At 68.1% G+C, this 15,594-nt stretch carries 12 protein-coding genes and 1 pseudogene; 6 read left to right on the forward strand and 7 right to left on the reverse strand.

What is annotated here, in order from left to right; all coding sequences use genetic code 11:
• The first annotated feature begins 30 nt into the window (after positions 1-30).
• Complete coding sequence (locus tag E3O62_RS08485; RefSeq protein ID WP_134398211.1) at positions 31-1,710, forward strand: alkaline phosphatase D family protein; 1,680 nt, start codon at positions 31-33, stop codon at positions 1,708-1,710.
• A gap of 42 nt (positions 1,711-1,752) precedes the next feature.
• Here the strand turns inward: E3O62_RS08485 and E3O62_RS08490 are convergent, their stop codons facing one another.
• Positions 1,753-2,385 (reverse strand): histidine phosphatase family protein, encoded by a 633-nt coding sequence (locus tag E3O62_RS08490; RefSeq protein ID WP_134394532.1) that lies wholly within the window; start codon positions 2,383-2,385, stop codon positions 1,753-1,755.
• Between the two features lie 114 nt (positions 2,386-2,499).
• Between E3O62_RS08490 and E3O62_RS08495 the strand changes: the two genes are divergently transcribed.
• On the forward strand, positions 2,500-2,826 hold the full coding sequence (locus E3O62_RS08495) for an antibiotic biosynthesis monooxygenase (RefSeq protein WP_134394531.1): 327 nt from the start codon (positions 2,500-2,502) through the stop codon (positions 2,824-2,826).
• Positions 2,827-2,908: 82 nt separating this feature from the next.
• Positions 2,909-6,520 (forward strand): annotated as a pseudogene (gene metH, locus E3O62_RS08500) (methionine synthase).
• Here metH and E3O62_RS17105 read toward each other — a convergent pair.
• Genes E3O62_RS17105 through E3O62_RS17330 form a run of 3 tightly spaced genes read right to left on the reverse strand, consistent with a single transcriptional unit; the run spans position 6,408 to position 9,888 of the window.
• Positions 6,408-7,328 (reverse strand): ECF transporter S component, encoded by a 921-nt coding sequence (locus E3O62_RS17105; RefSeq protein WP_241973387.1) that lies wholly within the window; start codon positions 7,326-7,328, stop codon positions 6,408-6,410. The pseudogene metH and the gene E3O62_RS17105 sit on opposite strands and share 113 nt — an antisense overlap.
• The gene (locus tag E3O62_RS08505; RefSeq protein WP_241973388.1) at positions 7,325-9,334 is read right to left on the reverse strand and encodes an ATP-binding cassette domain-containing protein; all 2,010 of its coding nucleotides are present in this window, start codon (positions 9,332-9,334) and stop codon (positions 7,325-7,327) included. The genes E3O62_RS17105 and E3O62_RS08505 overlap by 4 nt, the downstream gene beginning before the upstream one ends.
• Positions 9,334-9,888 (reverse strand): hypothetical protein, encoded by a 555-nt coding sequence (locus E3O62_RS17330; RefSeq protein WP_134398212.1) that lies wholly within the window; start codon positions 9,886-9,888, stop codon positions 9,334-9,336. Before E3O62_RS17330 ends, E3O62_RS08505 begins: the two co-directional genes overlap by 1 nt.
• A 173-nt stretch (positions 9,889-10,061) precedes the next feature.
• On the opposite strand from E3O62_RS17330, the gene E3O62_RS08515 reads away from it, so the two are divergent.
• Positions 10,062-11,303 (forward strand): alkaline phosphatase PhoX, encoded by a 1,242-nt coding sequence (locus tag E3O62_RS08515; protein ID WP_241973389.1) that lies wholly within the window; start codon positions 10,062-10,064, stop codon positions 11,301-11,303.
• A 179-nt stretch (positions 11,304-11,482) separates the two neighbouring features.
• On the opposite strand, the gene E3O62_RS08520 is transcribed toward E3O62_RS08515, so the two are convergent.
• Positions 11,483-11,776, reverse strand: a complete 294-nt coding sequence (locus tag E3O62_RS08520) for an Lrp/AsnC family transcriptional regulator (protein WP_134398213.1) — start codon at positions 11,774-11,776, stop codon at positions 11,483-11,485.
• A 138-nt stretch (positions 11,777-11,914) separates the two neighbouring features.
• Between E3O62_RS08520 and E3O62_RS08525 the strand changes: the two genes are divergently transcribed.
• Together E3O62_RS08525 and ctlX are read left to right on the forward strand one after the other, a co-directional pair.
• Positions 11,915-12,946 (forward strand): ornithine cyclodeaminase, encoded by a 1,032-nt coding sequence (locus E3O62_RS08525; protein WP_134398214.1) that lies wholly within the window; start codon positions 11,915-11,917, stop codon positions 12,944-12,946.
• 5 nt (positions 12,947-12,951) lie between these two features.
• Positions 12,952-13,902 (forward strand): citrulline utilization hydrolase CtlX, encoded by a 951-nt coding sequence (gene ctlX, locus E3O62_RS08530; RefSeq protein ID WP_198413771.1) that lies wholly within the window; start codon positions 12,952-12,954, stop codon positions 13,900-13,902.
• Positions 13,903-13,920: 18 nt separating this feature from the next.
• Here the strand turns inward: ctlX and E3O62_RS08535 are convergent, their stop codons facing one another.
• Positions 13,921-14,148: a hypothetical protein gene (locus tag E3O62_RS08535; protein ID WP_134398216.1), complete on the reverse strand. Its 228-nt coding sequence runs from the start codon at positions 14,146-14,148 to the stop codon at positions 13,921-13,923.
• 6 nt (positions 14,149-14,154) lie between these two features.
• Positions 14,155-15,594: a glycosyltransferase gene (locus tag E3O62_RS08540; protein WP_134398217.1), complete on the reverse strand. Its 1,440-nt coding sequence runs from the start codon at positions 15,592-15,594 to the stop codon at positions 14,155-14,157.

Raw genomic sequence — 15,594 nt, forward strand, 5'->3', positions numbered from 1 at the left:
GTCGCCCGGAGGGAGCGGTAGAACTGTGGCATGACGACGACACCTCTCGTGCTGGGTCCCATGTTGCGGTACGTGGACACGGTTTCGGCGAGCATCTGGGTCGAGACCCGGGGCACGGCATCCGTCGGGGTCGACGCCGGGAACCGATCGTGGACGGCGCGGACCTTCGCCGTGCACGGCCACCATTACGCGCTGGTGCACGTCGACGGCCTGGGACCGGGCACCGTCACGCCCTACACCGTGTCAATCGACGGGGCACAGGTCTGGCCCCCGGCTGATTCGGTCTACCCGGCCTCCGTCATCACTACGCTGACGCCGGGCGCACCCCTACGGCTGTCTTTCGGATCCTGCCGCACCAGCGTGCCCCACGACAAGAAGGGCACGCGCACGCACGGGGTGGATGCCCTCAGGGCGTACGCCCTGCAGATGGCGGAGGGCGACGGAATCCTTTCCTGGCCGGACCTGATGCTGTTTCTCGGCGACCAGGTCTACGCCGACCTCACCAGTGAGGCGATGCAGGAGTTCATCCGCGATCGCCGCGACATCAGAGAGCCGCCCGGCGAAGAGCTGGCGGACTTCGAGGAATACGCGCACCTCTACAACCTGGCCTGGTCGGACACGGCGAACCGATGGCTGTTGGCCACCGTGCCCGTCGCGATGATCTTCGACGACCACGATGTGCGCGACGACTGGAATGCGTCGCTCAGCTGGAAGCGCCGGATGGAAGCCACGTCCTGGTGGCACGGACGGATCGTGGCCGGGCTGGCCTCGTACTGGGTCTACCAGCATCTGGGCAATCTCTCACCCGGGGAGCGTGCCCACGACGAGGTGTGGCAGGCAATCCAGACGCATGACGGCGCCGAAGAACTCGACCTCAGCTCGGTGCTCGACGGGTTCGCCGAGCGGTGCGACCGGGAGCCGACCACCTACCGGTGGAGCTATTGCCGCGACTTCGGTGAGGACCGACTGATCGTCCTCGACTCCCGCGCGGCGCGCGAACTCGATCCCCGGCGGCGGGCGCTGGTGGACGAGCAGGAGACGGCCTGGTTTGACGAACGGATGCAGGGCGGGTTCCGGCACCTGGTGGTGGCGACCTCCCTGCCGTTCCTGCTCCCACCGGGACTGCATCATCTGGAAGCCTGGAACGAGGCAATCTCCGAGGGAGCCTGGGGCAGGCTCGCCGCCCGGGTGGGGGAACGGCTGCGCCAGGCGCTCGACCTCGAGCACTGGGCCGCATTCCAGAGAAGCTTCCGGCGCGTGGCGGACATCATCACCGACGTCGCTGACGGCAAACGGGGCGCGGCTCCGCAGACCGTGACGTTCCTGTCGGGCGACGTGCACTACTCCTACGTGTCGGAGGTGGACCGCACCTCGGGCAGTCGCATCATCCAGGCCGTCTGTTCGCCGATTCGCAACCCGCTGCCCATCCTGTTGCGGTCCGTCTCCGCCGTCCTCTCCTATGGAATGTCCACCCGGCTGAGCGCGCTGCTGTCCCGGTCGGTGGGGGTTCCTCCTCCGCCGTTCCACTGGTCGGGCATCATCGGGCCCTGGTTCGACAACTGCCTGGCGACCGTCGCCGACACCCCCGATGGGCTGCGGCTCTCCTGGGCGTCCGGAGTCGTCGATGGCGGTGATCCGGCTCACCCGACGGTCACGGAACGCGCCGCGATCACGGTGGCACCGCGCCGCGACGCAACACTCGGCCGATGAAAGTTGTATTCGGTATTGAGGGCCGGTAGCTGGTTGGTGCACCTAGAGCGCCAGCAGCTGCGGTCCGCCCGGTGAGCCCACGCTGAGGCCGGCCCACGACACGAGGGTCCAACCGCCTTCGGGAGAGCCGGACAACTCGACCATCCCCGTGTTCTCGAGGTCGGTCGTGCCCGCGAACAGGGGCGACACATTGCTGGCGCGGGCCGCGGTCCACACGCGGATCGCCGCGCCGTGGCTGAACACCGCCGCCGTGTCGGCACCGGCGGCGGCAGACGCGATATCGGCGTCGAACCGGGAGAAGAAGCTGTTCCCGTCCAGGCCTTCAGGCATCCTGGCTGTCAGGTCCCCGGTGACCCAGGTCAGCACGGTTTCAAAATAGGTGCGAATGGATGCCCGGTCACTGAGTCCCTCGAGCGCGCCCGCTTCGATCTCGTGCAGCCCGGTGGCCACCTGAACGTCGAGCTGCAACGCGGTCGCCAGCGGCTCGGCCGTGAGCTGGGTGCGTACGAGCGTCGACGCGAAGATGACGTCGATGGACTCGAGGCGCAGGGCATCCGGAATCACCGAGGCCTGCCGGGACCCGAGCTCGGTCAGGCCGGGACCGGGGTGAGCGGTGTCGAGCTGGCCGAGCACATTCGCGGGCGTCTGGCCGTGGCGGATCAGGAAGAGTCGCATTATGCCCCCAGCATAGGCATCGCGGTCGGCGAGCGTCCGCAGGGTGAGGTCTTCGCAGCCGAGGGTGACAGCATGGGGGGAGCAGGCAGTGCATCCACGAGAGGGAGAAACCCCATGACGATCGTCAAAATCAACGCCATCACGGTACCCGGCGACAACGGCGACGAGCTGGCTCGACGGTTCGCCGCCCGAGCCGGTGCGGTCGACGACCGACCGGGTTTCGAGGGTTTCGAACTGCTCAAGCCCACGGATGACCGCAGCACCTGGCTGGTCGTCACCCGCTGGGCCGACGAAGAGTCCTTCCAGGCCTGGCTGACCTCGCCGTCCTTCGCGCAGGGTCACCGCGGCGACGACCCCACCGATGGTGCGGCGCCGGCGCGGCCCGTCGGCATCAGCAGCGAGCTGTGGTCCTACGAGATCGCCGGCGGCTCGACGGCCTGACGCATTCGCGTCCCCTGCGGTGCCCGAGGCCACGGCGCGTAACACGCAGCCGCGCGGCGAGAGGCCCGGTTAAGCTGGGCCGATGAGCGAACCCCGTGCACACGACGCCACGCAATTCGACGCCGTGCGCCCGGTCCGGTCCCTGGCTCTGCTCGATGCGTTGGCCATCCGGGTCGTCATCGCCGACGGCGCCATGGGCACCATGCTGCAGGAGCACAATCCCACCCTCCTGGACTACCAGCAGCTCGAGGGCTGCAACGAGATCCTCAACGTCAGCCGGCCCGACATGATCGAAGCCATCCACGATGCCTACCTCGAGACCGGCATCGACGCGGTGGAGAGCAACACCTTCGGCGCAAACTGGTCGAACCTCTCGGACTACGGGATCGAAGACCGCATCGAAGAGCTCGCCCGGCTGGGAGCGTAAATCGCCCGCCGGAGCGTGGACGCCTTCGAGGCCCGTGACGGCCGAATGCGCTGGGTGCTCGGCTCGATGGGCCCCGGCACGAAACTGCCCAGCCTCCGCCACACCACCTACGCCCACCTCAAGGCGACGTTCGCCGAACAGGCGCACGGTCTCATCCGCGGCGGCGCCGACGCCTTCCTGATCGAGACCTCCCAGGACCTGCTGCAGACCAAGTCCGCGGTGAACGGGTGTAAGCAGGCGATCGCTGAGACGGGCATCCGGCTGCCGATCTTCGCCCTGGTCACGGTCGAGACCACCGGCACCATGCTGATGGGCAGCGAAATCGGCGCGGCGCTCACGGCCCTGGAGCCGCTCGGCATCGACGCCATCGGCCTCAACTGCGCCACCGGCCCGACCGAGATGAGCGAGCACCTCCGCCACCTCTCCAAGTATTCGCCTGTGCCCGTGATGTGCATGCCCAACGCCGGCCTGCCCCAGTTGACCGCCACCGGTGCGAGCTACCCGCTCACCCCCGAACAGCTGGCCACGGCGCACGAACAGTTCGTCAAGGAGTTCGGGCTGGGCCTGGTCGGCGGATGCTGCGGCACCACGCCCGCGCACATGACCGCCGTGGTCGAAAGGTTGCGTAGTGTCACGGTGAAACCCCGCACCCTCGAACAGGACGCGGGTGTCGCGAGTCTGTACCAGCACGTCAGTTTCGACCAGGACAGCGCATTTTTGGCCATTGGAGAGCGTACCAACGCCAATGGATCGCGCGCTTTTCGTGATGCCATGCTTGCTGAAAACTGGGACGACTGCGTCGACATCGCCCGCAGCCAGGTGCGTGACGGCGCTCACCTGCTCGACGTCTGCATCGACTACGTCGGTCGCGATGGAGTCGCCGACATGAAGCAGGTCCTCTCCCGACTGGCCGGCGCCTCGACCCTGCCGCTCGTCGTCGACTCCACTGAGCCGGCCGTGCTGCAGGCCGGCATGGAACTCATCGGTGGGCGTCCGGTCGTGAACTCGGTCAACTTCGAAGACGGCGAGGGGCCCACGTCGCGGTTCGGCCGCATCATGCCGCTGGTCAAGGAGCACGGCGCGGCCGTGATCGCCCTGACCATCGACGAGGAGGGCCAGGCCCGCACCGCCGAACACAAGGTGCGCATCGCCACCCGTCTGGTGGACACCCTCGTGAGCACATGGGGCATGCGGGTCGAGGACATCATCGTCGACGCGTTGACCTTTCCCATCGCGACCGGCCAGGAAGAAACCCGTCGCGATGGCATCGAGACCATCGACGCGATTCGCCAGATCAAGGCGAAGTATCCCGGCATCCACACGACGCTCGGCGTCTCGAACGTGTCCTTCGGGCTCAACCCCGCGGCCCGCTCGGTGCTCAACTCGGTCTTTCTGCACGAAGCCACGGAGGCGGGCCTCGACTCGGCCATCGTGAACTCGGCCTAAATCGTGCCGCTCGCTTCGGTGCCCGCCGACCGCCGCAAGGTGGCGCTCGACCTGGTCTGGGACCGCCGCGAATACGACGCCGAGGGCACCCTCACCTACGACCCGTTGGTGGCCCTGCTCGACCTGTTCGCCGGCGTCGACTCCGCCGCCCTGAAAGACGAGCGCGCCGCCGAGCTCGCCGCCCTGCCGGTGGGCGAACGCCTGGAACGACGCATCATCGACGGTGAGGTCAAGGGGCTCGAGGCTGACCTCGACCTCGCCCGTGCCGGGGGGTTGAGCGCCCTCGATATTGTCAACGTGCACCTGCTCGTTGGCATGCAGGTCGTCGGTGCCCGGTTCGGCAGCGGCGAGATGCAGCTGCCGTTCGTGCTGCAATCCGCCGAGGTGATGAAAGCCGCCGTGGCCCTGCTCGAGCCGCACATGGAGAAATCTGAAGCGGCCGGCAAGGGCACGATCGTGCTCGGCACCGTGCGCGGTGATGTGCACGACATCGGCAAGAACCTCGTCGACATCATCCTCACCAACAACGGCTACGACGTGATCAATATCGGCATCAAGCAGCCGATTGCCGAGTTCATCCGGGTCGCCGAGGAGAACAACGCCGATGTCATCGGTATGAGCGGGCTGCTCGTGAAGTCCACGGTGGTCATGAAAGAGAACCTGCTCGAGCTCGAGTCCCGCGGTTTCGCCGACAAATGGCCGATTCTGCTCGGCGGCGCGGCCCTCACCCGCTCCTACGTCGAGGAGGACCTTGCCGCATTGTTCGACGGCACGGTGCGCTACGCGCGGGATGCCTTCGAGGGCTTGGCATTGATGGAACCGCTGGTCGCCGTCGCGCGGGGCGCCGACCCGGCATCCGTGAGTCTGCCGCCGCTCAAAATGCGCATCCACAAGCGCAGCCTGCTCACTGTCACGGAGCCGGACGCCATGCCCGCCCGCGCCGATGTGGTCGCCAACAACCCCGTGCCCATTCCGCCGTTCTGGGGCACCCGCATCGTCAAGGGGATCGCGCTGGCCGAGTACTCCGCGTTCCTCGACGAGCGGGCCACGTTCATGGGGCAGTGGGGTCTGAAGCCCAGCCGCGGCGACGGCAAGAGCTACCAGCATCTGGTGGAAACCGAGGGCCGACCCCGGCTGCGCTACTGGCTCGACCGCATCCTCTCCGAGGGTATGCTCGACGCCTCCGTCGCCTACGGCTACTTCCCGGCCTACAGCGAGGGCAACGACCTCGTCGTGCTGCACCACGGCGACGACCTGTCGGGCGTGCTGGGGGTCGCCGGCCTGCTCGCCCCCGACGGCGGCTCCGGCGGCCCCGTGGGTTCCGAACGCCTGCGATTCGTTTTCCCCCGGCAGCGGCGCGACCGGCACCTGTGCCTGGCGGACTTCCTTCGCCCACGCGAATCCGGCCAGACGGATGTCGTCGCCCTTCAGCTGGTCACGGGCGGAGCCAACGTCGACACGGTCACGGCGAAGCTCTTTGCCGAGAACAAGTACCGTGACTACATGGAGCTCAACGGGCTGACCATGCAGCTCACCGAGGCGCTGGCCGAATACTGGCACTCCCGGGTGCGGGAGGAGCTCGGCCTGGGTGCCGAAGACCCGGCCGAACTGGCCGGCATGTTCAAGCTCGAGTACCGCGGCGCCCGGTTCTCGCTGGGCTACCCGGCCTGCCCCGAGATGGAGGACCGCCGTACGGTGGTTGAACTGCTCAGGCCCGAGCGGATGGGTGTGGTGCTGTCGGAGGAGCTGCAGCTGCATCCGGAGCAGTCGACGGATGCGTTCGTGTTCCACCACCCGGAAGCGAAGTACTTTTCGGTGTAGCCGGTTCGGCCTGGGGTGGTCGGGCGGCCCTGCCCGGCCGGCCCAGCTTCGCTCGCCGGAGCGCGGCCAGTGCGGCCGGGCCCACCAGCACGATCCCGACCGTCGTGGTGATGGCGCGCACGGTGTCCCAGGTGAGGGTCGACGTCACGAGCGTGTACAGGGCGAAGGAGGCGAGGTTCTCGCCGAGCGTGGCATCGGCCGCATAGGAGATGTCGGTGCCCGAGCCCACCGCGAACGGCCAGAACCAGAGGTTCATCACCAGTCCGAAGAGGTAGGACGCCACGATGCCGTAGGCCACGAGCATCGCGATCTCGAGGCGGGCCGCGCCGATAGGTGCGGAACGGATGCGCGGCAGCAGCGCCGCCCCGGCTCCCACCCAGCCGCAGGCGAACATCTGGAACGGGGTCCACGGGCCGAATCCACCCCACAGGGCCGAGGACACCGCGATGGTGAGCAGGCCGAGCAGGAACCCGAAGCGGGCCCCGTAGGCGCGACCGGCCAGGATCAGCAGGATGAACACAGCCTCGACGCCGCCGACGCCGGTGCCCGCGATGCGCACGGCGGCGCCGACCGCGGAGAGCACCCCCAGCAGGGCCACGGTCTTGGCCGTGTACATCTGCCCGTCGAGGGTGAGCGCGAGGGCCACGATCAGGGCCGGCACGAGCGCGAAGGCCACGACCGGCGCGGCCGCCTGGGCGTTCTCCGGCAGCGCCGAGGCGAAGAACGGCCAGGCGAAGCCGGCGGCGGCGAGGATACTGCCGCCGCCGAGCACCCAGGCGGTCCAGCCCGTCCCGCCGGTGCGCCTCATGACCGCACCCGTTCCGGTTCGGTGAGAAGGCCGGCGGCCATGATGACCGTCTTCGTCGCCAGGGAGCGGGCGAAGTCGCGGTCGTGGGTGGCGAACAGGACCGCCGACGTGTCACTCGAGGCGTGCACTAGCGCGGCGGCGACGAGCGCCCGGGCCTGTGGATCGAGGCCGCGCGTCGGTTCGTCCACCAGCAGCACCCGCGGCTCGGCGGCCAGCTGGATGGCCATCACGAGGCAGAGGCGTTCGCCGGCCGAGAGGTCCCGCGGATGCCGCCGCATCAGGTGCGCCGCCTCCGCCACGGTGCCGAGCCCGAGCAGGTTCGCGAACCGGAGCGCGGTCCCGATCCCGGTTCCCCTCCCGGCCGGGGTCTTCAGCCGGCGGTCGGCCCGGCGGCACTCCTCGGCCACCGTGACGGCGAAGAGTAGATCGTCGAAATTCTCCGGTACCAGGGCCACGGCCGTGCGGCGGTATCGGGGGCGCAGCTGCGCCACGTCCCGCCCGGCCACGAGCACGCTGCCTCGCGTCGCCGAGAGGGCGATCGCGCGCAGCAGGCTGCTCTTGCCCGCGCCGTTCCGACCCTCGAGCGCCACCAGGTCGCCCGCGTAGAGGTCCAGCGACACATCGTCGACCGACCGCTCGCTCCCGTGCAGGACCGTGAGGTGACGGATACTCGCGAGCGGTCCCGCAGGCCCGGTGCCGGGGGTGGTCAGGGTACTCTGACCCTGCTGTGCCGCCCGCTGTGCCGCCTGCTGTGCCGCCTGCTGTGCCGCGACCAGCGCACTCGGCCGCTCGCCCGGGCCGAGCGCATGCACGCGCGCACCGCGGAGCTCGAGCCAGGCATCCGCCGCATTCGACCACTCCCGGGTGTTGTGCTCGGCGACCACGACGCAGACCTGGGTCTCGTGGGCCAGGCGGTCGAGCACCTGCACCACCCGCTCCCGGGCCGGGGTGTCGAGATCGGCCAGAGGCTCGTCCACGAGCAGCAGGATCGGCTGGTCGACCAGGGCGGCGCCGATGGCGACGAGACTGGCCTCGCCCGCCGAGAGCTCCGAGGTGCCGCGGCCGAGCAGATGCTCGATCCCCAGCCGCTCGGCCACCTCGCGCACCCGCTGCTCCACGAGGACCGGTGCGATGCCGCGCACCGCGAGGGCGAAGCCGATCTCGTCCGGCACGGTTTCGGCCACGAAGGAGAGCCGCACGTTCTGGGTGACAAGTCCGACGAAGCCGGCCGTTTCGCGCGGGGGAGTGGCGGCGCGGTCGGCGCCGCCCACCTCGATCGAGCCGTGCTGGGTGCCATCGGCGAAGTGCTGGAAGAGACCGCTCATGCTGTGCAGCAGGCTGGTCTTTCCCGATCCGGTCGGACCGACGATCACGGTCAGCGTGCCGGGAGCGAGGTCGAGGGTGAGTCCCTCGAGGTGCCAGCGCTCACCCTCGAAGCCAAGTGCGGCATCCGTCATCACGACGGGCTTCTCACACGCGCCGGCTGCCGCCCGGGTGGCGGCGAACCCGCGGGACTCCATGGACGCAGCAAGGCCGAGCGCCCGTTCCACGGTCTGCTCGAAGACCGGCACCAGCAGGGCCGGTGCCGACCGTTCGCCGCGCAACGCACCGGCCGTGCGTACCCGGCGCACCGCGTCGATCAGTGCCGGGAACGTCGCCCAGGCGATCACGAGCGACCGCGACAGGGCGCGCAGCGGGCCCCGGTTAGCGCCGCGGGCGAAGAAGCGGCGCACGTCGACGAGCGCGTTGAGCACACCGAACCCGAGGATCACCAGAGCGAAGGGCAGCGCGCTCAGGGCGGCATTGCCGAGGCCTCCGGTCGTGACGGGCCCGAACAGCGCAATGTGGTTGAACGGCCCATCGAGCGGCAGGCGCGGGAGGTCGAGCAGCAACAGGCCACCGCCGGGTGCCCCGCCGAAGGCCACCCGGTAGATCACGCGGATGCCCACGAACGCTCCGGCGAGCAACGCCGCCGAGCGCAGGGGGGAAAACCGGAAGCGCAGCACTAGCTTCCGGGGGTGGGCGTCTCGGTGCCGGTCGTGAAGACAAGGCCGACGGACTGGCCTGGTTCCAGTTCGAGGCTGCCGAGGCCCTCCTCGGCGTACTCCCACTCCGCGTCGGCGGTGGGCTTGACCCAGAGCGCCCAGTAAGCGGCGGCGGCGGGCATGGACGCGCAGGATTCGGTGAACGGGGTTTCGCCGGCCACGTCGATGGTTTCGTCGGCGGCCGGGCGGCCACTTACGCGGCAGACCACCTGGTCGCCCCACTCCGCGGTGCCCTCGGTTGACACACCGGCGGTCTCCAGGACCGTGCTGGCCGCGATCGTCTCGGCGGTGGCGGTGGCGACGCAATCCCTGATCTCGGGGGCGTCGAGCGCGCCGAAGTCGACGACGACGCTCACGCCGGCACAGGCCCCGTCGGCCGGAGCGGCGGTGGCGGAGGCGGAGGCGGTGGCGGAGGAGGCGGCGGGGGTGGTGTCGGTCTCGGGTGCGCCGGTGGTGCATCCGCTCAAGGCCAGCGCTCCCACCAGGATCAGGGTGGCCAGTGCTGTCAGCTTCATGTGCTCCAGAATACCGAGCGGCGGGTGAAGTCTGGTTTCTGTCACGCGCCGAGACGGGGGCACCGAGTGTTCACCGGGCCGACACCGGTTGGAGACCGGGAGACCTCCGGGCGTCAGCTTGAGGCTCATAGATTCGATGGCGTTGTACCTACCCCCTATGAAGGAGTCGCGCCTTGCGCAAGAAGATCGCTGTCTTTGCCCTTACCGCCACCGCCACTGCCACCGCAGTCGTCGGCATCGCCCCTGCCGCGCTCGCCGCGACCGGCCCGTTCGATTTCGTGCCTCTCGCCGGTTCCGCCTACGGCATGGGCAGCACCGACTGGACCCAGCCGTACCTGCTCCCGGAGGGTTTCACCCAGACCCTCGTGCACGACGAAACCGTGCTCGACGTCTACCCCGGCGTGGACGACCTGCATGACATGAATACCCAGAACGAGACCGGTGCCCAGGCCGGCCGCTACCTCTACAACACCTACGAGGTCGGCTCGAACGGTGCCGTCTCTGTGACCGACCTGAAGACCGGTGCGGTCAGCGTCATCGCGCAGCGCGCGGACTGGAACCGTCTCGACGGCATCCGCTGGACCCCCTGGGGCAGCCTCCTCGTCACGGAAGAGACCACCGGCGGCAAGGTCTTCGAACTGTTCTTCGCGAAGAACGACCCGACCACGGTCGAGCGTATCGAGGAGCGCACCGAGCTCGGAGCCCAACGTCACGAGGGCATCGACGTCACGGCCGACGGGTCCGTCATCGTCATCGACGAACTCAATGGCGGCTCAATCTTCAAGTTCGTGCCGACCGTTCGCGGCGACCTCTCCCAGGGCCAGATGCACGCCCTCAAGATCACCGGGCTGACGGATGCCGCTCAAAAGTGGAACCAGACCACCTTCACCGAGAAGGTGGGCGCCTTCGAATGGGTGGCCCTCGACCAGGCGCAGGTGCGCGTCGACGCGGATGCCGCGGCCAACGCGGTGAGCGCCACCGAATTCGGTCGCCCGGAAGACGTCGAGGTCATCGGCCAGACCCTGTACGTGGCCAACACGTCCGAGGAGCGCGTGGTCGCTATCGACCTCTCGAAGCTCACCGTCAGCAGCTTCGTCGAGGCCGGCGTGAACGTGCCGGTCGAGGACAAGGCCGCCGGGGTCAGCGGGTTCAACAACCCGGACAACCTTGCAGAGGGCCCCGATGGCGCCCTCTGGATCACGGAAGACAACAGTTTCAGCGACATCTTCCGGGCCGAAAAAGACCGGGACCACGACGGAGCGTCCGACAGCGTCGAGCTCTTCGCCTCGCTGACGGATGAAGGCGCCGAGACCACCGGGATCTACTTCGGCAAGAACCCGAAGGAGCTGTTCGCTACGGTGCAGCACCCCGACAAGGACCTCGCCGACGGCATCTGGAAGATCACGCGCGACTAGCCCCACCCCGGCGGCAGGCTCCTGCCGCGCCGAGGTCAGCCGCGCGAGGCCGTCGAGCATGGTCTTGCTGGGGGGCTCGGTGCTCCGGTCCGGCGGCGTCAGCTCCCGGCTGACCTCCCGGTAGCCTGCCTCCACCTCCACCTCCCGCATCCGGTCGACGGACGTGCGTCCACGCACCATCAGGGAGGTTTCGACGTCGAGTGCAGGGCCTTCACCTCCGGAAAGCCGCGAAGGGCGTGGATCACCTTCGTGTTCGCGCGCCCCTCCACCTCGATCAGGGTGACCGCCCAAATCGAGTTCGGGTCGCGGTCCTCCCTGATCCGCACGCCGAAACCCACGACGGTTCCCGAATCGGTCAGCCTCTCGAGCCTGCTGTCGACCGTGGACCGGGTGACACCGAGGTCGCGGGCGAGGCTGGCCACGGGCTCGCGGCGTTCACGCGGAGGGCGGAGAGCAGGCGGCGGTCGAGTCATCAAGGGGATACATTGCACATAGTGTATGTATCCAGAGGGCATAATGCATAGTCACCTGGGCAGAATGCGGCAATAATCGAATGGCGGCTGCACATTGCCCACGCATAGTGTTGTAATTCTGAACGAGGGGAGACGCGCGTGGTGCGCTTTGTAGACGTAGGAAACATCAACCGGTGGGCCGCCGCGACCGGTGTGGAACGCATCCTCACCGACATGGTCGAGTACCTCGAGCGGGACTTCCGCCGCTGGCCTACCTTCGACAAGGCACCGCGCGTCGCCAGCCACTCACCGCTCGGCGTGATCGAACTCATGCCCACGAGCGACGGCGTCACCTACGGCTTCAAGTACGTCAACGGCCATCCGTCGAACCCGTCGCGCGGCCTGCAGACCGTCACCGCCTTCGGCGTCCTCGCCGACGTGCAGAGCGGCTACCCCACGTTCTGGTCCGAGATGACCGTGCTCACGGCCTTCCGCACCGCCGCGACCTCGGCCATGGTCGCCCGCGTGCTGGCCCGCCCCGACGCCCACACCATGGCCATGATCGGCACGGGCACCCAGTCGGAGTTCCAGGCGCTCGCCTTTCGCGGGCTCCTCGGCATCAACCGGCTCCGCGTCTGGGACACCGATCCCGATGCCCTCGCCAAATTCGTGCGCAACCTGACTCCGCTCGGTTTCGAGATCCTGGTCGCCACCGGGGCGACGGATGCCGTGACCGGTGCCGACATCATCACGACCTGCACCGCGGACAAGGCGAATGCCACCGTACTCACCGACGCCATGGTCGGCCCCGGCGTGCACATCAACGCCATCGGCGGCGACTGCCCGGGCAAGACGGAGCTCGACGCGGGCATCCTGCACCGCGCCGACGTCTTCGTGGAATTCACCGCGCAGACCCGTATCGAGGGCGAAATCCAGCAGATGCACCCCGAATTCCCGGTCACCGAGATCTGGCAGGTGCTCCTCGGCGAGGCCGCCGGCCGCACCTCGGCAGCGCAGATCACGGTCTTCGACTCCGTAGGCTTCGCCATCGAGGACTTCTCGGCGCTCCGCTTCCTGCAGGATGCCGTCGACCAGACCTCGTTCTACACCGACATCGACCTCGTCGCCGACCCCGATGACCCGAAAGACCTCTTCGGTCTGGTCACCGCGGGCGCGCCCGTCCTCGTCTGACCCCGGTGTCCGTGCAGGCCCCGTCGGCCGTGGTGCTCATCCGGCCACATTTATTCTCGCCGAACCCCGAGACGGCCCATGACAACGCTTTCCAGTCACGGGACGCCGGGCACGACGCCGCCCTGGTGGCCGAGGCCGCCTACGCCGAGGTGACCCAGGTAGCAGGCACCCTGGAGGCGCAGGGCATCGCGGTGCACCTGTTCGATGACGACGGGCCGGGCCGCCCCGACAGCGTGTTCCCCAACAACTGGATCTCGACCCACGCCGGGGGTCACGTGGCGCTCTATCCGATGCACGCGCCGAACCGGCGCACCGAGCGTCGGGGTGACATCGTCGAGATGCTCAAGCAGCGCTACCGCGTGCAGGATGTCGTCGACTACTCCGGTCTCGAACTTGACGACGTCTTCCTCGAGGGAACCGGCGCCATGGTTCTCGACCATGCGGCGCGCATCGCCTATGTGGCCCGGTCGCGGCGGGCCGACCCGATTGCGCTCGAACGGTTCTGCACCAACTTCGGCTACGAGCCCATCGTCTTCGACGCGTCTGACGAGAACGGCACGCCGATCTACCACACCAACGTCATGATGTGCATCGCCACGGACTTTGCCCTGGTCGGTCTCGACCTGATCGAGTCGCCGGCCCGGCGCAGCCACGTCGTGGAGCGCCTGGCCGCGCAGGATCGTCAGGTGATCGCCCTCGACCGCGATCAGATCCGCAACTACGCCGGCAACGCGATCGAACTGCACGGCCGGAACGGACGGATGCTGGCGCTCTCCCGCCGCGCCCTCGGCAGTCTGACTGCCGAGCAGCGCCGGATCATCGAGCAGAGCTGCGCGATCCTGCCGCTTGACGTGCCCACGATCGAACTCGCAGGCGGCTCAGTGCGGTGCATGCTCGCCGGGATCCACCTCGACCGTCGTGCTGCGCTCACTTCTCAGGCGGCCGCTGCCGCCTGAGAGCTCAGGCGTTCCACGCTAGAGGCGTTCGTCCGGATGGATGCTCCTGGTTGCAGCCCGGCGGTTGCGTCCGCGAAACCAGTCCGTGGGGTGCACCTTCGGGAGGATCTTCGCAACCGCGAGTGCGGCGAACATGACCGTATTGATGGCGACGAACGCCGCAAGGATGGCGAATTCGTCCGATTGAAGCACCGTTGACGGAAGGAGGATTCCGACCGGAACCAGGGCGGGGAGAGCACCAACCATGATGGATCAGTCCACCCTTCGCAGTTCGTCGTGGGGTGCGGAGTGGACGACATGGCCCCACTGTGCCTGCCGGCCCAGGGTGATGTCGATGATCCCCTTGACGTAGACGAGGTCGAGGAACACATCGAAGATCAGCTCGGGGAAAAGCGTAAGCGCCAGCAGGCGTGCCCGTCGGCCGCCCGCCCAGACCGACACGACACGTTCGGCGATGAAAACGAGACCGAGGCCCAGCCAGAACGGAAACCAAACCCACGAATCGATCGCCAGAAGCGTCACGAGCACGAGCAGCAGGAACGCGCTGAGCGCGATGACGCTGTAGCCCAGGCCCAACTGCTGGGCCCAGTACCGGAAGGTGGACGGTGAGACGCCGTACGCCCCGATGTTCTCCAACGCGCCCCGTTGCCAGCGCAGACGTTGCACCCACAGAGTGCGAACGGTTGGCATTACCTCGGTGACGACCGTGCACTCCGAGGGAGAGATGATGAGCGCGCCCAGCGACTTCAGGGCAATGGTGAGCTCGTTGTCTTCCGTGAGCGCAGCCGTGTCATAGACATCCCCGCTGGCACCGGGAATCGTGTCGCCGCGACTTTCAGCCACCGTACGCAAGGCGGCGGGCCGGAATAGCGAAGCGGTGCCCGTGAGAACGAAGACGTGGCCCCGGCGACGGCGAATGTCACGGGAGTACCGAATGTACTCGTTGCGCTGGAACTGACCGAGAAGCCCGGAACCTTCCTCGCCGTAGAACAACCCACCGACCGCCATCAGCGCACGATCGCTGGTGAAGCGACCGACGGCGGCCTCCAAGAAGCCGTCGTCGAGACGTGTGTCGGCATCCAAGACCATGATGAGGTCGTTGTCGCCCTGGCCCGGTAGGAGCACCTTCAGGATCTGATTAAGTGCCCCGGCTTTCTTGAATGTGTTCCGGCGAGATTCGAAGATCTCCACCCCCAGCGATCGGGCAATGTCGACGGTCCCGTCGGTGCAGTTATCCGCCACGACCACGACGCGTTCCGGGCGGTGCGACTGGGCGAGCAGCGATGAGAGTGTCGCGAAGATCGAAGCCTCTTCGTTGTGCGCGGGCACCAGAACGGTGACGGTCACGGCGCCGGCGAAGACTCCGCGCGTTCGTGCCATTACGACTCCCGCCGAGAGGGGCGTGGTGCGCTGGTTTAAGGATCGACGGGCCTTGCTGGACGTTCCTCGTTCGAGCATTGCAATTCCTGCGGCGAAGAGGAAAGCCAGAGCAACGGCGCCGAGGATGACCCGCGGCGTCGGTGCCGCCAAATCATAGAGCACCCGCCACATTCCGAGCAGCAGCCCTTGGGAGGGCATTTCGCCCGCCGTCGGCGTTCCGGCGGCGACGACGAACCAGAGGAGGGCCGCTGCGCCTCCAGCCACAAGCCCGATGACGACGCCGACGCCGCGATCGAAAGTCTTTGCCCCCAT

The organism is Cryobacterium sp. TMT2-15-1 (assembly GCF_004402345.1).
In the GTDB taxonomy this organism is placed as follows: Bacteria; Actinomycetota; Actinomycetes; order Actinomycetales; family Microbacteriaceae; genus Cryobacterium; species Cryobacterium sandaracinum.